This is a genomic window from Sorangium sp. So ce362 (assembly GCF_051519845.1).
Lineage (GTDB): Bacteria > Myxococcota_A > Polyangia > Polyangiales > Polyangiaceae > Sorangium.
In genome coordinates, this window is sequence record NZ_CP150332.1 from 10,838,757 (window position 1) to 10,864,087 (window position 25,331).

Genomic DNA, 25,331 nt, shown 5'->3' on the forward strand with positions numbered 1-25,331 from the left:
CCGCGGGCGGGGTCCGCCCCCGGTCGATGTCGCCGGCTCAGGCCTGGCGACCGCGGTGCTGCTCGATCACGGCCAGGATCTCCTCCTCGGCGAGGATGTGGTCCGTGGCCTTGGCCTTCACCAGGATGGCGTCGACGAGCTCCTTCGAGGGCTCGATCTTCCGCTGCCTGAGCCAGTAGTTCACGTTGGAGGCGCCGGACATGTAGCCCACGCAGATCTCCTGCTTCCGGCCGAACATGCCTGCCGGGACGCCGGAGTAGATCCGGTCGGCCATCCAGGAGTCGCCCTTCGCCTCGGCCTTGATGATGGCCGCCGCGTGCACGCCGGTGGCCGTGCGGAAGGCGTCCCGTCCGACCAGGGGGTAATTGATGGGGACGTCCCAGCCGACCGCCTGCGCGGCCGTCGTGCAGTACTCGAGGAGGTGGGTGAGGTCCTGGTGCTCGAGGAGGCCGAGGAGCTTCATGTTGAGCAGGATGAGCTCCATGGCGGCGTTGCCGACGCGCTCGCCGATGCCGAGGGCGGTGCCGTGCACCCGGTCCGCGCCGAACTGGAGCGCCCAGATCGCGTTCTCGAGCGCGAGCCCGCGGTCGTTGTGGCCGTGCCAGTCGATGCCGACCGAGGCCCCGGCCCCGGCGACGATGGCGCGCGTGAAGTTGATGAGGTTGCGGACCCCGTCGGGCGTCGCGTGCCCGACGGTGTCGCACAGGCACAGCCGGGACGCGCCGTGGTCGATGGCGACCTTGAAGAGCGTCGCCAGCACCTCGGGGCGCGAGCGCGTCGTGTCTTCCGTGACGTAGGCGACCGGCAGCCCGGCCTTCACGCCCGCGTCGATCGCGTCGGCGCTGCGCTGGGCGATGAGGTCGACGTCCCATGCCTCCGCGAGCTGCCGGATCGGGCTCGATCCGATGAAGGCGTAGATCTCGACCGGGATCCCCGCGCGCTGCGAGATCTCGATCATCGGCGTGATGTCCGAGACGACCGTGCGGCCTGCGCAAGCGATGCGGAGGGGCAGGTGGTTGTCTGCCACCTCCTTGCACATCCGGAGCACGTCCTCGAAGGCCCGCTGCGAGCTGCCGGGCAGGCCGACGTCGGCGATCTGGATGCCGACCTTGGCCATCAGGTGGAGCAGCTTGAGCTTGCTCTCGATGTTCGGGTCGGCGACGGAGGGATTCTGCAGACCATCGCGCAGGGTCTCGTCGAAGAAGCCGATCTCCTTCGGAATGACGCGCCCGACGCGGCCCACCTCGTTCCAGTCGTAGATGAGATCGGTCGGGCGGATAGCGGCGGCAGCGATCGCCATGCTCTGAGTATAGTGCGCCGTTCTCAACGCCGAGCCTGAAACGAAGCTCTTCCGGCGCGCTCGACATGACGCGCGGCGCAGGCGAAGACGCGGAGAACGACGCTGGTGACTCCGTGATGCATGCTCCGTCACATCGCGGTCGCGCGGAGGATCCGAGCACGCGGGCCGGCGGCGACGACGAGCGCGGCCGGCGCCTGCGAGCGCGCAGGCCGGCATCGACGCCGGCGGGGCAGGGTGCAGCCCCGTCAGAAAAAGCGCCGGGGCCAGGACGGGGCAGACGTTCGCGAGCGCCACGCGCACAGCAGCGCGCGTTCAGCGGCGGTGAAGGCTGAATTGGCGGGCGCGGTGCGCTGGCCCTGCGCGCCTGGCAAGCCTAAGCTTCCGGCCACAACGATGTGGCAATCCCTCCCTGAGTTCGGGACCGGCGTCCTTTACGCCATTCTGGTGACCGCGGCGTATACCTTCGCCGTCGGGCTCGCGTCGGCGCGCGGGCGACCGCGGCTGCTGCAGGCGGCGCGGCTCGGCGCGTACGGCACGATCGCGCTGGTCGGCCTCGCGGTGCTCGTGCTGGCGTACGCCTTCGTCAGCCACGACTTCCGCATCGCCTACGTCGCCCAGTACAGCGACCGGTCGATGAGCACGCCGTACCTCATCGCGGCGCTCTGGGGCGGGCAGGACGGCTCGCTGCTCTGGTGGATGTTCCTGACCGCGCTGTTCGCGGGAGGCTGCGTCGTCTGGCTGCAGCGCCGGTACCTGGAGCTCCAGCCCTACGTCATCGCGACGCTGATGAGCGTCCTCATCTTCTTCGCAGCGCTGATGATCTTCGCGGTGAACCCGTTCCGCACGAGCGTGGCGGGCGCCCCGATCGACGGCAACGGGCTGAACTACCAGCTGCGCAATTTCTACATGATCATCCACCCGCCGAGCCTCTACATCGGCTTCACGAGCGCGGCGGTCCCGTTCGCCTTCGCGATCGCCGCCCTCGCCACGGGCCGGCTCGACAGCGAGTGGATCGTGGCGACGCGGAAGTGGATGCTCTTCTCCTGGCTGTTCCTCTCCATCGGCAACGTGCTCGGGATGCTGTGGGCTTACGAGGAGCTCGGCTGGGGCGGCCCGTGGGCGTGGGATCCGGTCGAGAACGCCGCGTTCCTCCCGTGGCTCACGGCGAGCGCCTACGTGCACTCAACGATGATCCAGGAGCGCCGCGGCATGCTGAAGGTGTGGAACGTCTCGCTCATCTGCGGGACGTTCTTCCTCACCATCTTCGGCACCTGGCTCACGCGGTCGGGCCTCATCGCGAGCGTGCACTCCTTTGCCCAGTCCGGCATCGGCATCTGGTTCGTCGGCTTCATGGCCGTGATCCTGGCGACGTGCACCGCGCTGATCGTCTACCGCCTGCCACGGCTGCGCAGCGACGGGCAGTTCGAGTCGCTCTTGTCGCGCGAGGCCGCGTTCCTCCTCAACAACTGGGGCCTCTTCAGCATCATGATCTTCATCGCGGTCGCGACCGTATGGCCGCGCATCAGCGAGTGGCTGCTCGATCAGAAGTCGACGCTGGGGCCGACGTTCTACAACATGTGGCTCCCTCCGGTCGCCCTCGTGGTCTTCTTGATGATGGGCGTCGCGCCGCTGCTCGGGTGGCGGAAGACGTCGCCGGAGCTCTTCCGGAAGAGCTTCCGCTGGCCGGTGCTGGCCACGGTCGTCACGGTGGCGCTCCACCTCTCGCTCGGGAAGAAGGTGGGCTTCGCCCCGTTCGTCGCCGTGGACCCGATCTACCCCGGCCAGCTCGGCGCCGCGCTCGCGAAGCTCGCGTCGACCTACCCGTTCATCACGGTGGCGATCGCCTCGTTCAACGTCGCCGTCGTCATCCAGGAGTTCGCCCGCGGCATCGCGGCGCGGCAGAAGCGCGGGGGCGAGTCGCTCTTCACCTCGTTCTACAACCTGATCGCCAGGTCGCGGCGCCGCTACGGCGGCTACATCGTGCACGTCGGCATCGCGGTGATGTTCATCGGGTTCGCCGGCCGCGCGTGGGGCGTCGACAAGGAGATCAGCCTCCGCCCGGGCGAGGCCGTGGAGATCGAGGAGTACCGCCTCGTCTACGCCGGTCCGCGCATGGAGGTCGACAGCGAGAAGCGGATGGTCTTCGCCGACCTCGACGTCGAGCGACACGGCACGCCGGTCGGCCGGATCAGCCCGGCGAAGTACATCTACAAGGCGACCCCCGAGGCGCCGTCGACCGAGGTCGCCCGGCACATCACGCTCAAGAACGACCTCTACGTGATCATCGGGATGGCGAACCCCCAGACCAAGGTCGCTTCCTTCCAGCTGCACGTGAACAACCTGATCTCGTTCATGTGGTTCGGCGCGGGGATCCTCGTCCTCGGGGCGCTCATCGCGATGTGGCCCGACATCGTGCTCGAGGAGGCCGGCGCGTTCGGCTATGTCCGGGCGGGAGGGTCGGTCGTGGCGTCCGTCGTGTTCGCCTTCCTGCTCGCCGGCGGCCCGTCGCAGGCCTACGGACGCCCCATCCAGGAGAGGCTCGGGCCGCCGATCCTGCAGGCGCCAGGCGACGTCGACGACGACGACGCCCGCGCCCCCGCCTCCGGCGCGTCCGTTCATCCCGGGCGGGCGCCGGCGATCGGTGCAATGCTCCCGACCGCTGCCGAGCCCAGGCAGCCAGCCTTCGAATGAGCCGCACACGACACCTTATCCACGGCATCACCCTCCTCGCCGCAGGCGTCATCGCCCTCGTCGTCCTGCTGCGCTCGCCGGAGTTCGCTCACGGCCAGCAGCTCGGGGAGGGGATGCAGCGCTCGGGCACCGTCGGCATCCAGAGCGACGACGAGCGCAAGCTCTTCTGGAGCGTGATCTGCACGTGCGGCTGCCCGCGTGAGACCCTCGGGACGTGCACCTGCGGCTTCGCCCACGAGCGCCGTGATGAGCTCCGCGCGGCGCTCGCGTCGGGGCTCTCGGTGGAGGCCATCAAGGCCGCCTACGCCGAGCGCTTCGGGGCGGAGGCGCTGTCCGTACCGCCGAACAAGGGCAGCCAGCGGCTGATCTACCTCCTCCCGCTCGGCGCTATCCTGGGCGGCGCCGGCGTCGTCATCATGACGCTGCGCCGCTGGAAGCGGCGCAGCGACGAGGCGGGCGCCGCCGGCGAGCGATCCCGGAAGGGCGTTGTCCCCGGCGCGCGCGACGATTACGACGACAAGCTCGACGAGGAGCTCAAGAACCTCGACCGCGAAGACCGCGCATGAGTGCCGAAACGTCCGCCAAAAGCGCCGCCACGGCCACGGCCCACGCGGCCGTGATCCGGGGCTCTGACTCGCCGCTCGAGCGGCAAATCGTTCACTACGCCCGCTTCGGGGCGCCGCTCGTGGCGCTCGTCGGCGCCGGCGTCGCGGGGCTCGTCGCCGGGCCGCCCGCGGCGATCCTCGTGCTCGCCGGCGGCGCGCTCGTCGCCGTGATCGCCATCTTCTGGGCGAGCCTGCGCGTGCTGCTCGGGGAGACGCCGCTGAGCGGCGCCGACGCGTACGCCATCGGCGCGCCGCGCGCAGAGGAGGAGCAGAAGCAGGCCGTCCTGCGCGCGCTCAAGGACCTGGAGTTCGAGCGGAGCGTCGGGAAGATCAGCGACGAGGACTACGCCGAGCTGGTCGCGAAGTACCGCGCCGAGGCGAAGCGGCTGCTCCGCGTGCTGGACACCGACGCGCAGCCGCGGCGCGAGCAGGTCGCCGCGCTCGTGGCGAGCCACCTCCGGCGCGCCGGGCTGCAGGACGACGGCGGCGTGGACGCCCCGGGGCAGGGCGAGGACGCGGCCGCGAGCGCGCCGGAGGGCGCCGCCGCCGCGCCGGAGGGCGCCGTCACGGAGGCCAGACCGGCGAAGCAGGAGCGCGTTCCGGAGCCGGCGGCGGACGGCGAGAGCGACCTGGCCGCGGCGGCGGAGGAGCGCGAGGCGGCGCAGGCGCTGGCGTGCGCGGCCTGCGGCACGCTGAACGACGAAGACGCCGTGTTTTGCAAGAAGTGCGGGACGAAGTGCGCGGCCGGCGCGCCGCTGGCCGACCCGGCTGCGACGGACGAGGCCGTGGCCGGCGTCGACGAGAACGACAGCAGGAGGGCGTTGTGATGCGCTGGACCAGGTACACCCCGCTGGCCGCGATCGCCTCGCTGAGCATGACCGCCGCGCACGCGGCGCAGGCGCAGCCGGCTGCTCCGGCCCCGCCCGCGGCGGCCGCCGCCTCGGCGCAGCCCGCGGCGGGCAAGGCGGCTTCCGCGCAGCCCGCGGCGCCCAAGCAGGATGCGAAGACGCTGGCGCCGAGCGCGGCGAAGCCGCCGGCGGGGGCCGCGGCTGCCGGGAGCGCGAGCCCCGCTGCAGCCTCGACGGCTGGGGCGGACGCGGGCGCCCCCGACGCCGCGGGCGCTCTCCCGCCGGGCCATCCCGAGGTCGGGCAGGAGCTGCCTTCCGGTCACCCTCCGGTGGGAAAGCCTCCCGCGAGAGACGCGGCATCCCGGCGCGCTTCCGAGGCGGCGACCGGCCTGTTCGAGGCGCCCGAGGACACGGCCCGGGAAGACGCCGCCCTCCCGCCCGGCGTCCTCGTGCTCACCGTGCAGGACGCGGACGGCAGGCCCGTCCCTCGCATCCCGGTCGACGTCGACATCATGCAGAGCTCGGTGACGAAGGGCGACTCGCGCGAGCGCGTGAAGCGAGAGACGGACGACGCGGGCACCGTCCGGCTCGAGAACCTCACGATCGGCGGCGGCACGAGCTACGGCATCTCGGTCACGCGCGACGGCGGCACGTTCTCGCTGCCGCATTTCGGGCTCAGCGCCGAGGCCGGCAAGCGCGCCGTGCTCCACGTCTACGAGGCCACGTCGGACGTGAACAACCTGCTGGTCGGGACGCAGGGCATCATCTACCTCCAGCTCCGGCAGGACTCCATCTCGGTGGAGCAGCTGTTCCAGGTCTACAACCTCGGCCGCGTCGCCTGGCTGCCCAACGAGACGTTCGCCCTCCCGCCCGACTACAAGGCGTTCAACAAGACCGAGAGCATGGACGAGGTGCGCTTCGAGGAGGTCAAGGGCACCGGTGCGGCGCTGCGCGGCACCGTGAGCCCCGGCCGGCACGAGGGCCAGTTCCGCTGGCAGGTCCCGCTCAATATGGAAGAGCGCCAGACGATCCGCATCGAGCTGCCGCCGCGCATGGCCCAGATGCGCGTGATGGCCGAGGCGTCGAAGTCGATGACGCTGAACGTCGCCGGCTTCCCGGCGGCGCAGCGCACCCAGAACCGGGACGGCAAGAAGATCCTGATCACCGAGCGGCAGGGCACCCGCGTGGAAGGCGGGCTGAAGACCCTCGAGATCACGCTCGGCGGGCTGCCGACGCCCAGCGTGGGCCGATGGATCGCGCTCCTCCTGGCCGGCGCCGCCGTGATCGGCGGGGCCGCGATGAACCTGGCCCGTCGGCGCGACGAAGACCGCGGGCCCGACGACGAGGAGCGGCGAGAGCTGATCGAGGCGCGCGACGCGCTGCTCGACGAGTTCGTCGAGCTCGAGCGCGCGCGCAAGCGGGGCGACGTCGGTCCGAAGACGTACGATCGCATCCGGGGGGCGCTCCTCGACGCGCTCGCGCGCCTCGTGGCCATGATCGAAGCGAAGCCGGCGCACGGGAAGGCCGCCGGCTCACGCGAGCCGGCCGGCGCGCGGCGGAAGGCGGACGCTGCCGGGTCGCCGCCCCCCTGAGGTGGGGGCAGCACCGGGTGCCGGAGGGGCGGCCGGCTGGAAGGCCGGTCTCGCTGCGGGCGCAGCCCTCCTGATCGTCGGCATCGCCGCGCTCGCCCGCCATCGCGCCGGACCGCCGGCGCGCTGCGCGCCGGGGATGGTCGCGCTCGGCCCGCGGTGTTGCGGCGAGGGCCAGCGCCTCGAGGCTGACCGCTGCGCCGGCGCGCCGAGCCGCTGCGGCGCAGGCCTCGCGCCGACCCCCGCCGGCTGCGTCGCGCCGAGCGCGACCGTACGCATCCCCGCCGGGACGCTGCGGCTCGGTCCGAGCGACTGGGAAGCTCAGGGCGTCGTCGAGGCGCGCGAGGTGTTCGTCCCGGCGTTCGCGCTCGACGCGTTCGAGGTCACCGAGCAGCGCTACGCCGCCTGCCTTGCGGCCGGCGCGTGCGCCTCGCTGGCGCTGCGCGATGAGCCAGGCCTCCCGGTGACGAGGATCACCCTGGAGGAGTCCGCCCGCTACTGTGCCTTTGCGGGCGGGGCGCTCCCTTCGCGGGATCAGCTGGCCTTCGCTGCGGCGGGCCCCTCGAGCCGGCGGTACCCGTGGGGCGACACGGGCGCGGTCTGCCGGCGCGTCGCCTTCGGCTTGCGGGCGGGCCCATGCGGATGGGGCGCGACGGGCCCGGAGCTCGCCGGCTCGCGCCCTGACGGCGCCGCTCTGCACGCGGGCGGGCGCGTGTTCGACCTGGCCGGCAATGTCGCCGAGTGGGCGGCCCCGGATCGGCCCGAGGACGGGGTCTCGGGGGCTCACGGCGGATCGTGGGCCGACGAGGCAGCTGCGGCGCTCCGCACCTGGAATCGGCAGCTTGTTCCGGTACTCACTCGCTCGCCGGATCTCGGCTTCCGGTGCGTCTATCCTCCTTGAGCGCACGCCGCGCCCCTCGCGCGCCGCGTTGGAGGGGGAGAGGGGAGGAGGCCGACGACCGATCTCAAAACAGTCCGGAAACGCGCTCCGTCTGGTCCGGATTGGGTTACAGTTCCCCTTCCCAATGGCTGTCGCGCTTCTCTCGATCGGCACCGAGCTCACCCGCGGCGAGATCCTCAACACCAACGCGGCCTGGCTCGCTGCCGAGCTCACCGCAGCGGGCTTCACGGTCAGCGAGTCCACGACCGTCGACGATGACGTCGATCGCATCGCCGCCGCCGTCCGCCAGCTCGCGGGCGCGCACCGGCTGGTGATCGCCACCGGCGGTCTGGGTCCCACCACGGACGACCTCACCCCGCTCGCCGCAGCGCGCGCGACAGGCACCGACCTCGTGCGCGACGACAGCACGTTGCTCGCCATCCGCCGCCGCGTCGAGAGCCGTGGCAAGACGATGAACGCGGGTCACGAGAAGCAGGCCGACGTCCCTTCCGGCTCGGAGATACTGCCGAACTCGTCCGGCACCGCGCCCGGCTTCGGGATCCACCTCGGCGAGTCCACGGTCTTCTTCCTGCCGGGCGTGCCGCGGGAGATGAAGAGCATGTTCACCGAGCAGATCTTGCCGCGCGTGCGGCCGGCCGCTCCGAACAACACCTTCCAGGTCCGCCTTCGCACCTACAGTCTGCCCGAGTCCGCGCTGGGCGAGCTCCTGAAGGGCGTGGAGGAGGCCTATCCCGGCATCACGCTTGGCTACCGCGTGCATTACCCGGAGGTCGACGTGAAGGTCCACGCTCACGCCGCCACGCACTCGATGGCGCACGAGCTGGCGTTGAGGGCGACGGCCGATGTCCGTGGGCGGCTCGGCACGGCCGTGTACGGGGAGGGGGACGACGCCTTCCCGGAGATGGTCGGGCGCTCCGTGCGCGCCCGCGGCTGGCGGCTCGCCGTCTCGGAGTCGTGCACTGGCGGGCTGATCTCTCACCTGCTCACGAGCTACCCGGCGAGCGACTACCTTGTCGGCGCCGCGGTCACGTACGCGAACAGCGCCAAGACGCGGCTGCTCGGCGTCGCGGAGGACACCCTGCGCGGCCACGGCGCGGTGTCGGCCGAGGTCGCCGCCGAGATGGCCCAGGGCGTCCGCCGCCTCTGCGAGGTCGACGTCGCCATCTCGGTCACCGGCATCGCCGGACCGACCGGCGGCACGGCGACCAAGCCGGTCGGCCTTTGCTACTGGGCTGTGTCGCACCCCGGCGGCCTCGTCGTGCGCGACCGCGTGTTCTCGGGGGATCGCGAAGAGGTCCAGCTCGGCGCCGCCTACGCCGTCCTGGACCTCCTCCGCCGCATCGCCGGCAATCTCCCCGAGCGCTGACGCGGGCTGACGACCGTCAGTTGGGCGCCGCGCGCGTGAACGTGAGCGCGCCGCCCGCTCGGTCGATCTGCACCGTGTCGCCCTGCTTGAACTCGCCGCCGAGGATCCGCTTCGCGAGCTCGTCCTCGATGCTCCTCTGGATGGCGCGCTTCAGCGGCCTTGCGCCGTACTGCGGATCCCACCCCTGCTCGATGAGGTAGCCCTTCGCCTCCGACGAGATGGTGAACAGGAGCCCGCGCCGATCCAGGCGCCTTCGCAGCAGACCGAGCTGGATATCGACGATCTTCTCCATCTGCTCGCGCTCCAGCCGCCGGAACACGATGAGATCGTCCAGGCGATTCAGGAACTCGGGGCGGAAGTGCCTCCGCACCTCCTCGACGACGGCCCTCCTCACGAGCTCGGCCTTCTCTTCCGCCGGCAGGTTCGCGCGCTCCTCGATGGCCGCGGCCGCGGGCGTCCCGAGGTTGGATGTCAGGATGATGATCGTGTTCTTGAAATCGACCGTGTGCCCCTGCCCATCGGTCAGGCGCCCGTCGTCGAGCACCTGGAGGAGCGTGTTCCAGATGTCCGGGTGCGCCTTCTCGATCTCGTCGAACAGCACCACGCTGTACGGCCGCCGGCGCACCGGCTCCGTGAGCTGGCCGCCCTCCTCGTAGCCGACGTACCCGGGCGGCGCGCCGATCAGGCGGGCCACCGCGTGGCGCTCCCCGTACTCGCTCATATCGAGCCGCACCATGGCCCGCTCGTCGTCGAAGAGGATCTCGGCGAGCGCGCGCGCGAGCTCGGTCTTGCCGACGCCGGTCGGCCCGAGGAACAGGAACGACCCGATCGGCCGCCGCTCGTCCCCGAGGCCTGCCCTCGAGCGCCGGATGGCGTTCGACACCGCGCGGAGCGCGTCCTCCTGCCCGACGACGCGCCGGCGCAGCTCGTCCTCCAGGCGCAGGAGCTTCTGCATCTCGCTCTCGAGCATCTTGGACACGGGGATCCCGGTCCACTTCGAGACGACCGCGGCGATGTCCTCGTCGGTGACCTCCTCCTTCAGGTAGCTCTCCTTCGACTGCACCTGCGCGAGCGTGGCGCGGATCGCCTCGAGCTTCTTCTCGATCTCCGGGATCCTGCCGTAATGGATCTCCGCGGCGCGCCCGAGGTCGCCGGCGCGCTTCAGGCGCTCCTCCTCCAGCTTGAGCTCCTCGATCTGCGGCTTGAGCTGGCGCAGCTCGGAGATGAGCTCCTTCTCTCGCATCCACTGCGCCCGCATCGCGTCGCGCTGCCCCTGGAGATCGGCGATCTCGCGCCGCACCTCGTCGAGGCGCGCCTTGCTCGCCTTGTCGCTCTCGCGCTTCAGCGCCTGCTCCTCCATCTGCAGCTTGAGCAGATCGCGCTCCACCTGGTCGATCGGCGTGGGCAGGCTGTCGATCTCCATGCGGATCTTCGACGCCGCCTCGTCCACGAGGTCGATCGCCTTGTCGGGCAGGAACCGCTCGGTGATGTACCGATTCGACAGCACCGCGGCGGCCACGAGCGCTGCGTCCTGGATGCGGATCCCGTGGTGGACCTCGTACTTCTCCTTGAGGCCTCGCAGGATGGCGATCGTGTCCTCGACGCTGGGCTGCGCGACGAGCACCTGCTGGAACCGCCGCTCCAGCGCCGCGTCCTTCTCGATCCGCTTCCGGTACTCGTCGAGGGTGGTCGCGCCGATGCACCGCAGCTCGCCGCGCGCGAGCGCGGGCTTCAGCATGTTGGCCGCGTCCATGGCGCCCTCCGCCGCGCCGGCGCCCACCAGCGTGTGGAGCTCGTCGATGAACAGGACGATGCGCCCGTTCGAACCCTCGATCTCCTTGAGCACCGCCTTCAGCCGGTCCTCGAACTCGCCGCGGAACTTCGAGCCTGCGACCATCGCGGCGAGGTCGAGCGCGGCGATGGTCTTGTCCTTGAGCGACTCCGGCACGTCTCCCGCCACGATCCGGTGCGCGAGGCCCTCGACGATGGCCGTCTTGCCGACGCCGGGCTCACCGATGAGCACCGGGTTGTTCTTTGTGCGCCGCGAGAGCACCTGAATCACGCGCCGGATCTCCTCGTCTCGGCCGATCACCGGATCGATCTTGCCCTGTCGGGCGAGCTTCGTGAGATCGCGCGTGTACTTCTCGAGCGCCTGGAACTTCCCCTCGGGGTCCCGGTCCGTCACGCGCTGGTTGCCGCGCACGGCCGCGAGCGACGCGAGGAGCTTGTCGTACGACAGCCCTGCTCGCTCGAAGATCGACTGGATCTCCTTGTCGGCCTTGATCCCGGCGAGCAGGACGTGCTCTGTCGAGATGTACTCGTCCTTGAGCGCCTTCGCCTCGTCCTCGGCCTTTTGCAGCACCGTGAGCGCGCGCCGCGACAGGTTCGGCTCGGCGCCGCCGCTCACGCGAGGGTAGGTGTCGATCTTCGCGTCGAGGAGGCGCAGCAACCCTGCCGGATCGGCGCCTGCCTTCTGCACAAGGGGAGCGCCGACGCCGCCGTCCTGGCCGACGATCGCCCGCACGATGTGCTCGGGATAGAGCTCGGGATTTCCCCGGCGGCTGCCGAAATCGACAGCCTCTCGTATGGCCTCTTGGGCCTTCGTCGTCATTCGCTCGATTCTCATGGCCCCTCGAAGCTAAGGCGCGCGCCTTGGCTAGCAAGGGGCCGACCAGGCAAGGGGCTTGCCAGAGATACCGAGCGGACGCATCCGGTGATCGATGCAGCGCCAGCGCCGCGTCAACCCCAGGTCCGCGCGGTTCCTGCGCGGCGCGCGCAGGAACCGCGCGGCGCCGCGCAGGAACCGCGCGCCGGATGCAGGATCAGATGTCGAGGTTCTTCACGTTGAGCGCGTTCTGCTCGATGAAGTTGCGCCGCGGCTCGACCTGATCCCCCATGAGGATCGTGAAGAGCTCGTCCGTCTTCACCGCATCGTCGATGCGGACCTGGAGGAGGGTCCGCGCGTCCGGGTTCATCGTCGTTTCCCAGAGCTCATCGGCGTTCATCTCGCCGAGGCCCTTGTAACGGCTGATCGCGATACCCTTCTTGCCCCGCTCTTCGATGTACTCGACCAGCGTCTCGCCGTTCTCGATGGTCTCCTCGCCGCTCGAGGTGCGGGCCCGGTACGGCGGCGCGCCGATGGACCGGAGGTCCTGCTCGATCGACCAGGCCTCCTGGTACTCCGGCGAATTCACCAGCTCCCAGTCGATGACGCTCCTTCGAGCGCTCGCGCCGGGTCGCGGCACGACCTCGATCCGGCTCGTCCCGTGCTCGGTGTCCCGGGGCGTCGCCAGCGTGAGCGGGAACAGGTCCGGATAGCGCTGCTTCAGGTAGGCCCGGAGCTCGTCGGCGGCCGCGGCGACCTTCTTTGTCTCCCGCAGGTCGTCGCGCCCGAGCCCGCTCGACCTCAGGACCGCGGCCACGATCCGGGCGTCACAGCGCTTGTCGATGTTGGACAGCACGGCGCGGAACCGCTTCAGCCGCTGCGCGAGGCGGTAGAGCGGCTGGCCGAGGATGCCCGTCTGCGCGCCGCTGGCGACGATCTCGAGCCCGTCCACGGCGTTGCCCACGAGGAACTCGTCCAGCGCGGCCTGGTCCTTCAGGTACAGGTCCCGCTTGCCCTTGCGCACGCGGTAGAGGGGCGGCTGCGCGATGAACAGATACCCCTTCTCCATGATCTCGGGCATCTGCCGGAAGAAGAAGGTCAGGAGCAGCGTGCGGATATGGGAGCCGTCGACGTCGGCGTCCGTCATCAGGATGATCTTCTGGTAGCGGAGCTTGTCGATCTCGAAGCCGCCGGCGTCGTTGATCCCGCAGCCGAGGGCGGTGATCAGCGTGCCGACCTCGGCGGAGCTCAGCATCCGGTCGAGCCGCGCCCGCTCGACGTTGAGGATCTTGCCCTTCAGCGGGAGGATCGCCTGGAAGTGCCGGTCGCGCCCCATCTTGGCGCTGCCGCCGGCGCTCTCGCCCTCGACGATGTAGATCTCGCTCTTCTCCGGGTCCTTGGACTGGCAGTCGGCGAGCTTGCCCGAGAGCGACGTCACGTCGAGCGAGCCCTTGCGGATCACCTCGCGGGCCTTGCGGGCCGCCTCGCGCGCCTTCGCCGCGACGACCGCCTTCTCGATGATCTTCTTCGCGCTCTGCGGGTTCTCCTCGAAGTACTGCCCGAGCTTGTCGCTGACGGCGGCCTCGACGATGCCTTTGACCTCGCTGGAGACGAGCTTGGATTTCGTCTGCGAGTCGAACGACGGGTCCGGGTGCTTGATGCTGAGCACGCACGTCAGGCCCTCGCGCGCGTCCTCGCCCTGCAGGCCCTGCTTCAGCTCCTTGAAGAGGTTGTGCGCGCTCCCGTAGTTGTTGATCGTCTTCGTGAGCGCGGCGCGGAGCCCGGTGAGGTGCGTGCCGCCGTCCCTGTTGTGGACGTTGTTCGTGTAACAGAAGATCGCCTCCGTGTAGGAGCCGTTCCACTGCAGCGCGACCTCCACGCCGACCGGCGGCGCCCCCGGGCTCCCGCGGCCGTTCGTGGCCTCGCTCCCGGCGCTCATCTCATGCTGCGAGATGAAGCTGATCACCTCCTCGTGAATCGGCTCCTTGGTCTTGTTGAGGAGCGCCACGAACTCCGCGATGCCGCCCTTGTACTCGTAGGCTTCGACTCTCCCGTCGGGGCGCTGGTCGTGGAGGTGGATGACGAGCCCGGCGTTCAGGAACGCGAGCTCGCGCAGGCGGCTCGCGAGGATGTCGAAGCTGAACTCGACCGCGCTGAAGATGACCGGATCGGGCTTGAAGGTGATCTTCGTCCCCGTCTTGTCCGTCACGCCGATCGGCTTGAGCGGCGCCTTCGGCACGCCTCGGGCGTACTCCTGGAACCAGAGCTTTCCCTCGCGCTTGATCTCGAGCTTCAGCCACTCGGAGACGGCGTTCACGGCGCTCACGCCGACGCCGTGCAGGCCCGCAGAGACCTTGTAGCTGGAATTGTCGAACTTGCCGCCGGCGTGGAGGACGGTCATGACGACCTCTGCGGCGCTCACGCCCTTGGCGTGCATCCCGACCGGGATCCCGCGGCCGTTGTCCTCGATCGACACCGAGCCGTCGAAGTGGACGGTGATCCTGATCTCCGTGCAGGCGCCGGCGAGGTGCTCATCGACGGCGTTGTCGACGGCTTCCCACACGAGGTGGTGCAGCCCCGATCCGTCATGCACATCGCCGATGTACATGCCGGGGCGCTTTCGCACCGCTTCAAGGCCTTCGAGCGCCGTGATGCTGTGGGCGTCATACGACGCCTTGGTGAGGTCGGTCGGCTGGCTCAGGGTGGGTTCCGTCATCATCGGTCCTGGTGGCGCGCCCGCCGCCTCTCACCGGGGGCGCAGAGCGGCGGAGGCCGCTCGGATTGCCGGGTTTCTTGCAGTGGAGGGGCCGGCTCGGTGGCAGCTCGTCAGGTGGGACCCGGGGTGCCGCGGCCGCGGCGCCGGATCGGTTCCGAGGGCACGAACGATCATGCGCGGACCGCTCGTCGATGCCCCGTAAAGACTGCGGAAATGTAGCCGAAATCAGCGGCTCGGGCAAGCGTTTCGCCGAGTCCGGAAGCCTCGTAACACCGTATTTTCAGCGCCCGGCGCGGGCGCGTCCGGAGCGCCCCAACTCGTGGGCTGGGGGGGCGATCAACGCGTCTGGCGGCGCTCATGGGTCGCGGCGGGACTTGGCGCGCATCCGCCCTTCAGCGTCCGCTCGGTAAGCGCCCGCGCGCCCTCGACGCACGTCAGCTGAGCGCGCCGCCTTCAACGTGAAAATCGCGCCGCTCCGACGGAGCGACGCCCGGCGTGACGATGAGATCGCGCCGCGTGGTCGTCAGGAACACCTGTCCACGCGCCATTCCGAGGAACGTGAACAGCGCGGCCGTCCGGTCGGGATCGAGCTCGCTCGACACGTCGTCCAGCAGAAGAATGGGCTCTACGCCCCGAACGGACGCAATGGCAGCGGTCTCGGCCGCCTTGAGCGAGAGGGTGAGGGCCCTGTGTTGCCCCTGGGAGGCGACCACGCGGGCGGGGTGCCCATCGAGCTCGAGCAGCAGGTCGTCGCGGTGGGGACCGAAGCCGGCGCTCGGCCGGTGGGCGTCGCGCCGGCGGTGTTCGCGCAGCGTCTCGCGCGCCTGCTGGGCGTCGCTGGTGCCTCCCGGCGCGTAGCGGGCCGCCAGGATCAGGTCCGGCGCGGCGATGCGGGTGAAGGCGCGCGTGAGCTCCGGCGCCAGCGCCTCGACGGCGGCCTCGCGGGCGCGGGTCAGCGCCGCGCCGTGGACGGCGCAGAGCTCCTCGAAGGCGTCGAGCTCGGCGCCCGCCTGCGTGGACCCGCTCCCGCCGCGTTGGAGCACCTCGTGGCGCGCGCGGAGCGCCTGCGCGTAGCGGGCGCGGTGGTCGGCGCTCTGCGGATCCATGAAGAGCGCCAGCCGATCGAGCAGCGTGCGCCGCGCGCTCGCGGGCCCGGTCGACAGCGCGAGCTCCTCCGCGTGGAACGCGACGACCGGCGAGCGCGTCGCGAAGCTCGCCAGGCTCGGGGGCCGGTTGCCGTCGATCCGCACGACGCACCGCTTCTGCTCGACGGCGGCGGTCTGCTCGCGCCCGAGGGGCGGCAGCGCGTCCCGTCGCTCGACGAAGCGCGCCCGCGCGCTCGTGACGTCGGCGCCGTGGCGCACGAGCTCGGCCGCGCGGTGGGTGCGGAAGCTGCGCGAGGTGGCCGCGAAGTAGATGGCCTCGAGCAGGCTCGTCTTGCCTTGACCGTTGTTGCCGGCGATCACGTTGAGGCGCGGCGCGGGCTCGACGTCCACGCGGCCGAGGTTCCGGAACTCCCGGATCTGGAGCCGCTCGAGCAGCAGGCTCGGGAGGCGTCCCTGGAGCTCGTCGGTGGGCGCGCTCAAATCCGCATCGGCATGATGACGGCGACGTAGCTCTGCTGGTTCGACTCGCTGCCGGGCCGGAGCACGGCGGGGTCGAGCTCCCCGGAGATGCCGAGGACGACCTCGTCGTCGTCGATGGAGGCGAGGACGTCGAGGAAGTACTTGGCGTTGAAGCCGATGGTGACCTCGGGGCCGTTGTAGTCGACGGCCAGCTCGTCGAAGCCGGCGCCGGTGTCCGGGCTCTCGCTGGTGATCCGGAGGGTGCCGGGCGCGATCGACAGCTTGACGCCGCCGGTGCGGTCGTTGGCGGCGAGCGCGATGGCGCGGAGGGCCTCGGCGAACGCGACGCGGGGCGCGCGGACCGAGCGCTCGGTGACCGAGGGGATGACCTGCTGGTAGGGGGGGAACTGCGCGTCGACGAGCTTCACCGAGAACTGCATCCCGGCGATGTTGAAGAACGCGTTCGGCCCGCTCTGGGTGATGGCGACCATCGGGGTCTCCTTCTCGGCGCGCGCCTCCTCGGCGAGGCGGCGGAGCTCCGTGATCGCCTTGAGCGGGATGAGCATGGTGGCCGTGGCGGAGCTGCCGGAGACGGTCGCCTCCATCTTGGACAGGCGGTGGCCGTCGGTGGTGACCATCCTGACGCGGTCGCCGGCCCACTCGAACAGGGCGCTGTTGACGTGCGCGCGCGTCTCGTCGGTGGAGATCGAGAAGTGCGTCCTGGTGATCAGGAGCGCGAGCTGCTCGACGGGGAGCTCCAGCGAGGGCGCGTCGTGCGCCGGGACGGGCAGCTGCGGGAACTCCGAGCCGGGGAGGCCGGGGAGCGTGTAGCGCCGGGGTGATCCGACGGCCTTGAGCGACGTGTGCGCGCCCTCGGTGGTGGTGATCTGGATCGGGCCATCGGGCATGGCTTTCACGCGCTCGAGCAGGTCCCTGGCCGGGACCGCGACGGTGCCGCCGGTCTTGATGTCCGCGTGCGTCTGGCCGGTGACCCCGATGTACAGGTCGGTCGCGGCGACGCGGACGGCGTTGCCCTCGGCGGCGAGCAGGACGTTGGCGAGCGCCGGCATGGCGCTCTTCTTGTCCGCCACGCCTTGGCAGCGTGCAACGAGGCGAAGCAGATCTTTCTTGGGGATCACAAGGTCCATAGCCGACTCCGGAGCTGCTCCCTTTAGCAGGGTTATCGCCCGGGCGTGCCTCGGAAATGAGCGCTCCCGTGACCTTGCGGGACGCCTCTCTCTTCCATGAAATAGATAAATAAAGACAACGTCTTCGTCGTAGGTGCTGTGGAGGGCGGGGATAACTCAGATTTCACAATAAATACGAACAGTTAGAAGCTAGCGCCCTGGGGTAAATGGACCGTGCTCAGGGGTAGGTGGACAGGGGAGAGCTGGCGGGCGGCGAGTCTCCCCCGTTTTGCCCCCAGGGTTCCCGACGGGGTTATCCCCAAGATCCCCGGGGTGGGTGCGGGAATGTAGAACCGAGCGCGACGGGGCACGCGTTGACCTGATGCGCTGTGCAGTTCCGAGCAGCACCCGGATGGAGTATTGCAAAATGTACGGACTTGAGTTCGGTGCGGTGCATCCACTGCGGTAACCACCACGACGGTGCGGCGGTCGTGTGTCCGGCGACCGGGCTCGTGGTTGCGTCGTGCGAGGCGCCCTCGTCGTCCGGTGGGCGGGCTGCTGCGGCTCCGTTGCAGCCCGTTCCACGGCCGGCTGCGCCGCCGAGATCGGCGGCTCCCGCATCGAGCGGACTGCCGCCCCCGGGGGGAGCGCCGCCTTCATCGAGGTCGGCGCCTCCGTCGCCGAGGGGGGGGCCGAGCTCAGCCACGCGCGGCGCGCCGGCGCCGCGTCCCGAGCAGCGCGCCGTGGCGTCGCGCGCACCGCCGCCTGTCCGTGCGGATGACGCGCGGATCGAAGCGTGGTCGGAGAGCCATCGGGTGGGTGCGTCGTCGGGGCGCTCGCTGCTCGGCCACGTGATCGGCGACAAGTACGGGGTCACCGCCATCATCGGGGAGGGCGGCATGGGCGCGGTCTACGAGGCCGAGCACCTCCAGATCGGTCGGCTGGTTGCCGTCAAGGTGATGCATCCGCGGGAGACCCAGAAGCACGAGGCGATCTCCAGATTGGAGCACGAGGCGCGGGTCGCGGGGCGGATCGGTCATCCGAACATCTGCGAGGTCTACGACATGGGGTGGCTCTATGACGGCAGCCCCTACCTTGTGATGGAACGCCTGCACGGTGAGACCCTGGCGCAGCGTCTCGAGCGCTGCCGGGTCGTGCCGCCGAGCGAGCTCGTAGACATCATGCTTCAGGTGCTCTCGGCGCTGGTGACGGCACATGAGCGGGGGATTGTCCACCGTGACCTGAAGCCGGAGAACATCTTCCTTTCGGAGCGTGCCGGCATGTTGCCGGTTGCCAAGCTGCTCGATTTCGGCATCTCCCGGGCGTCCGGAATGGATGGGATGGCGATGGATCTGACCCGCACCGGCATGGTGATGGGCACGCCGTACTACATGGCGCCCGAGCAGGCTCGAGGGGACGCGGAGCTTGACCACCGGCTCGATCTATGGGCTGTGGGCGTGATCCTCTACGAGGCGCTGACCGGCCAGCGCCCGTTCGTGGCGCGCAATTACAACGCGCTGCTCGTCCAGATCCTGACGCTCTGGCACCGCCCTGTGACAGCGCTCGATCCGACGACGCCGCCCGGGCTCTCGCGCCTTGTGGATCGCGCCTTGGCGAAGGAGCGCGAGGAGCGCTTCCAGAGCGCCCGGGAGTTCCAGATGGCGCTGCGGCGGTTCAAGAACCAGGTCCCTATGTCACAGAAGCGCCGGCTGGAGGGCGTGGCGGTCCAGAGCATCGTCGAGGATCGGAACGACGATGGGACGATGACGTTCGCGCGGCTTGGGGGCGAGCAGGACACCGGCGAGCCTGGTCGATTCGTCGTCGCGGGCGCTCACCCTGAGCCGGAGGCGGCGAGGAAGGGACCTCGAGTCACGGACGGCGGCAACGGGGTCCAGCTGCGTCACAGCGCGTGGTCGCCACCGGCGATCGGCGCATCGAGCGACCGGGGCGCTGTACGCAGGCGGAGCGAGCCGGTCGCCGAGGTGGTGGACGGACAGTTCCGGGACGACGAGGCGGAGGATCGTCCGACGATCCCGTCGCTGCCCCCGCTCGATCGGGGCACGGATCTCTCGGACGATACGGAGGCGACCCTGGTTGATCCGCCTGCGTTCCCGGAGGACATGACCACCGTCGTTCGGGGTGAAGGTCGCACGCGAGGCGGCGGCCAGAGCTGACCGCGGTGTGGAGCGCAGAAGCGAGGTGAGCGCAGTGGATGCGATCGAGCGCGTGGTGGCGCGTGGCGTCGTGAAGACGTACGGAACGACGGCGGCGCTGCGTGGCGTGAGCGCGACCGTCGAGTCGGGGCGGTTGACGCTCATCGAGGGGGCGAACGGATCAGGCAAGTCGACGCTGCTCGGCATCCTGGGCACCGTGATTCGTCCCACGTCGGGTGCTGTCACCTACGAGCCGCTGGGGGACGACGCGGGGCTGGTTCGCCGCACCATCGGCTGGTTGTCGCACGAGTCGCTGGCGTACCCCGATCTTTCCGGCCGGCAGAACGTCGAGCTGGCGGCCGGTTTCCATGGTCTGGACGCGCACGAGGCGTGGCGCCGCGCGGAGGAGCGCTTCGAGCTGGGGACCTTCGCGTTGCGACCGCTGCGCACGTGCTCGCGCGGCCAGCGGCAGCGCATCGCGCTCGCGCGAGCGCTGGTTCACCATCCCTCCCTGGTCTTGCTGGACGAGCCCACGACGGGCCTGGACCGCTCTGGTGTCGCGCGGCTCCTCACGGTCGTGGACGCGGAGGTCGCGCGGGGCGCCGCTGTGGTTGTGGTCTCGCACGAGCCGGACGTCTTCCGGCATCGAGCTGCCGCTCGTCTCGTGCTGGAGCGGGGTCGGGTCGTCACCGAGTCGACCTGAGCCGGCGAGGAAGCAGCCCGGGCAGTTTCACGTGAAACAAGGTCGTCGCCCTCGTCTGCTGGCTGCTGAGCCCATCGTGCCCGACAGCGGCGACTCGCGCTGAAACGATGAGTGAGCCGGGGCGCCGCACCGGGCTCGTGAGAGGCAAGCGTCCGAGATGTCGACGCTTTCAGTCGAGGAGCAGCAACACCGCCGGGCTCGGCTGCACTTCTGCCGATTCGTCCCGGTGAGAGGGCCGCTTCGGGGTTGGCCACCCGGACACGTGCGCGAGAGCTTTCGGCGTCGAGAGCAAGCTCATCCCGTGCGCTCGGCGGAGTCTTTCGGTCGCAGCGAGGAGGCGGGGCAGGTGAGTGCGCGCGGTGAGAACCGGACCCTGTAGGTGGCCACCCGGATCCGCGGAAATTGGACGCGAACTGGCCCCCGGAGATAGCCCGCCCGTAAAATTGCGGGCGTCGGCGTGACAAAAAGGAAGAGGGCCCAGGTTGCAGCCTGAGCCCTCGGTCGGCGCGACGTGACGGTGCGCGACGCGCCGGAGCTTTGCCCAGACCGACCAGGAGGGCAAGAAATCGTCACGCCGCCGGAGAGGCGGTGCACGACGGCGGGGCGCAGATCGGTCGGGAAGCACGCTGCCCGTGGTGTATGGGCGTGTTCTTCGTGTGCGCGTGCTGCGATCGCGGGCAGGTCTACTGCAGCCCCGAGCACCGCGACGCCGGGCGCCGAGCATCACGCCGGCGGAGCAACGCGCGCCACCAGAAGAGCGCGTGGGGGCGCGCCGATCATCGCGACCACAACCGGGTGTACCGGGAGAGGCGCCGCGAGGCCGAGCGTGCCGCCGAGCACGCCGCCGCGCGCGAAGGCGGCAGCGAGACCCCGCCGCCTTCGCCTCGCTGCGTGACGGATCAGGCTGCCGAGAAGTTGGCCTTTGCGGTCACCGTCGCTCCGCCCGAGAGCGCGCCCACCGCAGACACACCGGCCGCGTCGCACTCGGCAGGAGATGCAATCGATGGATACGACGATGGTGAGATTGTCCCCGGAGCCGACGCGCACGCGCCTGCTCATCACGCAGGGACCGAAGGACATCGGCAAGGTGATCCTGCCGCCGGCGCCGCTCGTCCACCCGCGCGCGGCGGCGACGTTGCTCGAAGGGCTCTCGCTCTTTGTGGGAGAGCGGCTCTGCGTTGTGCTGTGTGTGGACGAGCAATCGACCTCGTCGTGCGAGCTCGGCCTCCTCGACGGTCTCGGCTACGGCGAGCGCAACGTCTTTTACGAGGTAGGCGTGGCTGCACGCGTGTCACCCGCCCGTCGTCGCGCGGCGCGCGCCCTGCGGCTGCCGGGCGACTTCCGTGACCTGAGGCAACTGTCGTGGGAGTGGTCGCGATGACGATCGATCGACAGACCGAGGCCGAGATCCGCCGTCTCTACTTCAGCGAGCACTGGAAGAAGGGCACGATCGCGGAGCAGCTCGGCTTGCACCACGACGTGGTGGACCGTGTTGTCGGTCCCCACGGCCCCTCGCCGAAGGACGGGGGGCCGCGCCCGAGCGTGCTCGACGCCTATCAGGGCTTTGTGCTGAGCACGCTCGATCTTCATCCGACGCTGGTCGCGACACGCCTGTACGACATGCTCGTCGAGCGCGGCTACACCGGCAGCATCCGGACGCTCCGGCGCTTCGTGCTCCTGAATCGTCCGGCGCCAAGGCACGAGGTCTACCTGCGCATCGAGACGCTTGCGGGCGAGCAGTCGCAGATCGACTGGGCCCACGTCGGCAAGCTCCGCGTCGCCGGCGGGGTGCGCCCGCTCTACTGCTTCGTGCTTTTGCTGCGCTACTCGCGCGCGATCTGGGCAGAGCTCGTGCTCGAGCAGACGACGGCGAGCCTTGTCCGCTCGCTCGTGCGCGCGGCAGAGTACTTCGGCGGTGTCACGCACGAGTGGCTCTTCGACAATCCGAAGAGCATCGTCGCGGCGCGAGAGGGCAGCGCGCTGCGCTTCCAAACCGAGCTCATCGAGCTCGCCTCGCAGCTGCACGTCGCGCTGCGCGCCTGCCGGGTGCGCAAGCCCACCGACAAGGGCGGCGTCGAGCGGGCGATTCGCTACTTGAAGACACGCTTCTTTCCGGCGCGCACGATCCCCTCGATCGAGAGCGGCAACGCGGCGCTGCTCCACTTCCTCGAGACGGTCGCGATGCAGCGCCGGCACCCGACCCAGAAGGACCGGACCGTCGGGGAGGTCTTCGCCGAGGAGAAGGCGCGGCTGCTGCCGCTGCCGGGCGCCACGATCCCGACCGAGCTCGTGACGAGCGTGCCCGCGGACAAGACCGCCTTCGTGTCTTTCGACGGCAACCGCTACTCGGTCCTTCCTGAGGCTGCGGATCGCACCCTGCGGCTCGTCGCGACCGACGTCGAGGTGCGCCTGCTCGACGAGGGCCGCGTCGTCGGGCAGCACGCGCGCTCGTGGGCGAAAGGCCAGGTCATCGAAGCATCCGAGCACCGCGCCGCGTTGCTCGCCATCAAGGCGGGGGCGCGCGATGGCAAGCGGCGCGACCGGCTCCGCGCCGAGGTCCCCCAGGTCGAAGCGCTCATGCGCCTCTGGCTCGCCGACGGACGCAATGTCGGGTCGCTGGTGGCGCGGACAACCAAGCTGCTCGACCTCTACGGCGCCCGCGTGCTCGCGGTCGCGGTCGAAGACCTGCTCAAGAAGGGAAGCCACGACTACGGCGCGCTGGCCATTTTGTGCGAACAGAGCCGCGCGCGCCCGCGCCCTGTGCTGCCAATCGAGCTCGGGCCCCACGTCGTCGACCGTGACGTCATCCCCCACGATCTCGGAAGCTACGATGACGACCGAGAATGACCCCGCCGAGGCGCTCCGCGCCCTGGGATTCCGCGCCTCCGCGGAGGCCATCCGTGCGCTCATCACGCACGCGACGAGGAGCAAGATGTCGCCCGCAGAGCTCTGTCTGGAACTGGCCACGCTCGACAAGCGCGAGCGCGACCAGAGAAACCTCGCGGCGCGCACCAAGGACGCGACGCTCGGTCCGGTCAAGCCGCTCGATCGCTTCGTCTGCCGGAAAGCCGGGGGCTCAGGCAAGTCCGGCGGGGTTCCCGCACCCCGCGACGAGCTTGGGCGACATGAGCATGCTCGACCCGAGGTTGACGGCAGGCCTGATGACCTCGGAGAGCAGGGTGATTCAACCGTCCTCGGCCGAGACCCGGCGGACGTCGAACCAGACGCTCGTCCGCAGCTCCGAGCGCGATCGCATTCCTACATGCCGAGTCGCGCCAAGGTGAGCGCGGCGGCAGCAAGCGACGCCGGCGCTGTGGGGAGGGCACGCGGCATCACAACGCCATCCCGAGCAATGCCCAGCATCTCGAGCTCCCCCGTGTTGGTCCCGGTCGATGCGTCAGGTGCTGCCGGCGGGTTCAGCACCACCAGGGCTGGCGGCAGGCCAGGGGCGAGCGCGCGCAGGGCCAGCATGCAGCTGGCCACTTCATGAAGGATGCCGAGCCGGTCGAGGCCGACAAGCACGACGGCGTCAGGAGCGAGCGCGCGCACGAGATCTGCGTTCGTCACGCCCGGCCCCAGAGGGGAGAGGAGGGCGCCGGCGCTCTCGATGATCACCAAGGGAGCCTGCTGCCTGTCGACCCACGCGGCCACGAGATCCAACGAGATGCCTCGGGCGCAGCGGCGTGCCGCCAGATGGGGCGAGAGCGGCTCCAGAAAGCGGTACGGCGCCGGCTCGGGCTGGACCGAGCTGACCAGGGCGAGCTGATCGGCGTCGCTCGTCGAGAGGCCGTTCACGCCCGACTCGATGGGCTTCAAGCCGCAGACCTTGTCGCCGCGAGCTGCCAGCGCGGCGACGAGCGCCACCGATGCGTGCGTCTTGCCTACCCCGGTCCCCGTTCCGACCACCGCGACCCGGAGCTGCCCTGTTTCACGTGAAACAGGACGGCCCCTCATCGGAGCGCCTCGCGGAACCCTGCGAGGGCGCGCTCCACGTCGACCTCCGACAGGGACGCGCTGGCCGTGATGCGGAGCCGCGAGGTGCCCGCCGGCACCGTCGGCGGTCGGATCGCCTGGACAAGGATGCCCTCCCGCGCGAGGCGCTGGGACATCTCCACCGCGGCACCCGGCGACTTCAAGATCCACGGCAGGATAGGGCCCGATGAACCCGGGAGCAGCGGGGCGCCCAGCGCGTGCAGGCCCGCGCGGAGCTGGCGCGTGATCATGGCCAGGCGCGCCCGAGCGGCATCGTCAGCAGAGGCACGACGGACGCGGTCCACCGACGCCAGGGCCACCATGGGGCTGATGCCGGTCGAGAAAACGAAGCTCCTGGCGCGATTCCACAGGTAGGTCCGCAGCGTCGCGGAGCCCGCGACGAAGGCGCCGTGGAGCCCGAGCGACTTGCCGAGCGTGCCGATGAGCACGTCAGGGCGAACGCCAGTCTCGGCGCAAAGGCCAGCGCCGCGCGGCCCACAGATGCCAAGGGCATGCGCCTCGTCCACCACCAGCGCGGCGTCGTGATGGTCGCACAGCGCGCGGAGACGGCGCAGGTCGGGGTTGTCGCCATCCATGCTGAAGAGCGATTCGGTCACGACCCACCGGCAGCGAGCGCCGCGGCTGCGCACGAGAGCGCTCTCGACCGCCTCGACGTCAACATGGCGAACCACCTCGACCGCCGCTCCCGACAGACGGCAGCCGTCGATCAGCGACGCGTGGTTCAGGGCGTCCGAGACGATGACATCCCCCGGCCTGGCCAGCGCGGTGACGGTCCCGACGTTGGCCGCGTACCCCGAAGAGAACAGGAGCGCCGCGTCCATCTCCAGCCACGCAGCGATCTCTCGCTCGGCCATCAAGTGGGCCTCGTGCGTCCCGCTGACGAGGCGGGACGCGCCCGCACCGCTCGCGGCCCCGCCTTCCGAGGACCAGGGGAGAGCGGCGTAGCCGAGATAGTCGTTGGAGCACAGCACCAGCATCCCGGCGACAGGCGGGGCGGCCGCAGGCGTGCGCAGCAAGCCCGCGCGTTCCAGCTCGGAGAGCTCGTCCTGCAGGTGCCGGAGGGCATTCACACCATCGGGCGTCGACGCGTGGGGAAGGGGAGCTTCATCCATGGATGCAGGCATGCCATCTCCAGTCAGCAGCAGGGCCGTCACCAGGGACGCCCGGGC

17 protein-coding genes are annotated in these 25,331 nt (G+C 70.3%); 10 read left to right on the plus strand and 7 right to left on the minus strand.

Going from position 1 to position 25,331, the window contains the following annotated elements:
* Positions 1-37: 37 nt before the first annotated feature.
* Positions 38-1,300 (minus strand): LeuA family protein, encoded by a 1,263-nt coding sequence (locus WMF17_RS41635; protein ID WP_437646512.1) that lies wholly within the window; start codon positions 1,298-1,300, stop codon positions 38-40.
* A gap of 393 nt (positions 1,301-1,693) precedes the next feature.
* On the opposite strand from WMF17_RS41635, the gene WMF17_RS41640 reads away from it, so the two are divergent.
* The 6 genes from WMF17_RS41640 (at position 1,694) to WMF17_RS41665 (ending at position 9,300) form a co-directional block, all read left to right on the plus strand.
* Positions 1,694-3,991, plus strand: coding sequence for a heme lyase CcmF/NrfE family subunit (locus WMF17_RS41640; protein WP_437599112.1), 2,298 nt, complete (start codon positions 1,694-1,696; stop codon positions 3,989-3,991).
* A complete protein-coding gene (locus tag WMF17_RS41645; protein WP_437599113.1) occupies positions 3,988-4,557 on the plus strand; it encodes a cytochrome c-type biogenesis protein CcmH in 570 nt (189 codons plus the stop codon). Before WMF17_RS41640 ends, WMF17_RS41645 begins: the two co-directional genes overlap by 4 nt.
* A gap of 50 nt (positions 4,558-4,607) precedes the next feature.
* Complete coding sequence (locus tag WMF17_RS41650) at positions 4,608-5,423, plus strand: hypothetical protein (RefSeq protein WP_437599114.1); 816 nt, start codon at positions 4,608-4,610, stop codon at positions 5,421-5,423.
* On the plus strand, positions 5,423-7,036 hold the full coding sequence (locus tag WMF17_RS41655) for a carboxypeptidase-like regulatory domain-containing protein (protein WP_437646513.1): 1,614 nt from the start codon (positions 5,423-5,425) through the stop codon (positions 7,034-7,036). The genes WMF17_RS41650 and WMF17_RS41655 overlap by 1 nt, the downstream gene beginning before the upstream one ends.
* 1 nt (position 7,037) lies before the next feature.
* The gene (locus tag WMF17_RS41660) at positions 7,038-7,934 is read left to right on the plus strand and encodes a formylglycine-generating enzyme family protein (protein ID WP_437599116.1); all 897 of its coding nucleotides are present in this window, start codon (positions 7,038-7,040) and stop codon (positions 7,932-7,934) included.
* A gap of 124 nt (positions 7,935-8,058) precedes the next feature.
* Positions 8,059-9,300, plus strand: a complete 1,242-nt coding sequence (locus tag WMF17_RS41665) for a CinA family nicotinamide mononucleotide deamidase-related protein (protein WP_437599117.1) — start codon at positions 8,059-8,061, stop codon at positions 9,298-9,300.
* 16 nt (positions 9,301-9,316) lie between these two features.
* Here the strand turns inward: WMF17_RS41665 and clpB are convergent, their stop codons facing one another.
* The 4 genes from clpB to dnaN all read right to left on the minus strand — a co-directional run bounded on the left by clpB (position 9,317) and on the right by dnaN (position 17,334).
* Positions 9,317-11,926, minus strand: a complete 2,610-nt coding sequence (gene clpB / locus WMF17_RS41670) for an ATP-dependent chaperone ClpB (RefSeq protein ID WP_437646514.1) — start codon at positions 11,924-11,926, stop codon at positions 9,317-9,319.
* Positions 11,927-12,122: 196 nt separating this feature from the next.
* Positions 12,123-14,621 carry a DNA topoisomerase (ATP-hydrolyzing) subunit B gene (gene gyrB / locus WMF17_RS41675; protein WP_437604364.1) on the minus strand — a complete coding sequence of 833 codons (2,499 nt, stop codon included), beginning with the start codon at positions 14,619-14,621 and terminating at the stop codon, positions 12,123-12,125.
* A gap of 434 nt (positions 14,622-15,055) precedes the next feature.
* Positions 15,056-16,207 carry a DNA replication/repair protein RecF gene (gene recF / locus WMF17_RS41680; protein ID WP_437599120.1) on the minus strand — a complete coding sequence of 384 codons (1,152 nt, stop codon included), beginning with the start codon at positions 16,205-16,207 and terminating at the stop codon, positions 15,056-15,058.
* Positions 16,204-17,334 carry a DNA polymerase III subunit beta gene (gene dnaN, locus WMF17_RS41685; RefSeq protein ID WP_437483150.1) on the minus strand — a complete coding sequence of 377 codons (1,131 nt, stop codon included), beginning with the start codon at positions 17,332-17,334 and terminating at the stop codon, positions 16,204-16,206. Before dnaN ends, recF begins: the two co-directional genes overlap by 4 nt.
* A 794-nt stretch (positions 17,335-18,128) precedes the next feature.
* On the opposite strand from dnaN, the gene WMF17_RS41690 reads away from it, so the two are divergent.
* From WMF17_RS41690 to istA, 4 genes are all read left to right on the plus strand, one after another.
* Complete coding sequence (locus WMF17_RS41690; protein ID WP_437646515.1) at positions 18,129-19,487, plus strand: serine/threonine-protein kinase; 1,359 nt, start codon at positions 18,129-18,131, stop codon at positions 19,485-19,487.
* 70 nt (positions 19,488-19,557) lie between these two features.
* On the plus strand, positions 19,558-20,169 hold the full coding sequence (locus tag WMF17_RS41695; RefSeq protein ID WP_437651453.1) for an ATP-binding cassette domain-containing protein: 612 nt from the start codon (positions 19,558-19,560) through the stop codon (positions 20,167-20,169).
* 1,015 nt (positions 20,170-21,184) lie between these two features.
* Positions 21,185-21,550, plus strand: a complete 366-nt coding sequence (locus tag WMF17_RS41700) for a hypothetical protein (RefSeq protein ID WP_437599124.1) — start codon at positions 21,185-21,187, stop codon at positions 21,548-21,550.
* The gene (istA, locus tag WMF17_RS41705; protein ID WP_437646516.1) at positions 21,547-23,016 is read left to right on the plus strand and encodes an IS21 family transposase; all 1,470 of its coding nucleotides are present in this window, start codon (positions 21,547-21,549) and stop codon (positions 23,014-23,016) included. The genes WMF17_RS41700 and istA overlap by 4 nt, the downstream gene beginning before the upstream one ends.
* A 411-nt stretch (positions 23,017-23,427) precedes the next feature.
* On the opposite strand, the gene bioD is transcribed toward istA, so the two are convergent.
* Together bioD and WMF17_RS41715 are read right to left on the minus strand one after the other, a co-directional pair.
* Positions 23,428-24,123: an ATP-dependent dethiobiotin synthetase BioD gene (bioD, locus tag WMF17_RS41710; protein WP_437599126.1), complete on the minus strand. Its 696-nt coding sequence runs from the start codon at positions 24,121-24,123 to the stop codon at positions 23,428-23,430.
* The gene (locus WMF17_RS41715) at positions 24,120-25,274 is read right to left on the minus strand and encodes an aminotransferase class I/II-fold pyridoxal phosphate-dependent enzyme (protein WP_437646517.1); all 1,155 of its coding nucleotides are present in this window, start codon (positions 25,272-25,274) and stop codon (positions 24,120-24,122) included. The genes bioD and WMF17_RS41715 overlap by 4 nt, the downstream gene beginning before the upstream one ends.
* Positions 25,275-25,331: the final 57 nt, after the last annotated feature.

What these genes read in the sequence shown, in the direction of transcription:
- bioD (WP_437599126.1), bottom strand. Translation starts at nt 24,123, where the DNA reads ATGAGGGGCCGTCCTGTTTCACGTGAAACAGGGCAGCTCCGGGTCGCG.
- gyrB (WP_437604364.1), bottom strand. Translation starts at nt 14,621, where the DNA reads ATGACGGAACCCACCCTGAGCCAGCCGACCGACCTCACCAAGGCGTCG.
- WMF17_RS41640 (WP_437599112.1), top strand. Translation starts at nt 1,694, where the DNA reads ATGTGGCAATCCCTCCCTGAGTTCGGGACCGGCGTCCTTTACGCCATT.
- WMF17_RS41700 (WP_437599124.1), top strand. Translation starts at nt 21,185, where the DNA reads ATGGTGAGATTGTCCCCGGAGCCGACGCGCACGCGCCTGCTCATCACG.
- WMF17_RS41715 (WP_437646517.1), bottom strand. Translation starts at nt 25,274, where the DNA reads ATGGATGAAGCTCCCCTTCCCCACGCGTCGACGCCCGATGGTGTGAAT.
- istA (WP_437646516.1), top strand. Translation starts at nt 21,547, where the DNA reads ATGACGATCGATCGACAGACCGAGGCCGAGATCCGCCGTCTCTACTTC.
- dnaN (WP_437483150.1), bottom strand. Translation starts at nt 17,334, where the DNA reads ATGGACCTTGTGATCCCCAAGAAAGATCTGCTTCGCCTCGTTGCACGC.
- clpB (WP_437646514.1), bottom strand. Translation starts at nt 11,926, where the DNA reads ATGAGAATCGAGCGAATGACGACGAAGGCCCAAGAGGCCATACGAGAG.
- WMF17_RS41665 (WP_437599117.1), top strand. Translation starts at nt 8,059, where the DNA reads ATGGCTGTCGCGCTTCTCTCGATCGGCACCGAGCTCACCCGCGGCGAG.
- WMF17_RS41655 (WP_437646513.1), top strand. Translation starts at nt 5,423, where the DNA reads ATGCGCTGGACCAGGTACACCCCGCTGGCCGCGATCGCCTCGCTGAGC.
- WMF17_RS41635 (WP_437646512.1), bottom strand. Translation starts at nt 1,300, where the DNA reads ATGGCGATCGCTGCCGCCGCTATCCGCCCGACCGATCTCATCTACGAC.
- WMF17_RS41645 (WP_437599113.1), top strand. Translation starts at nt 3,988, where the DNA reads ATGAGCCGCACACGACACCTTATCCACGGCATCACCCTCCTCGCCGCA.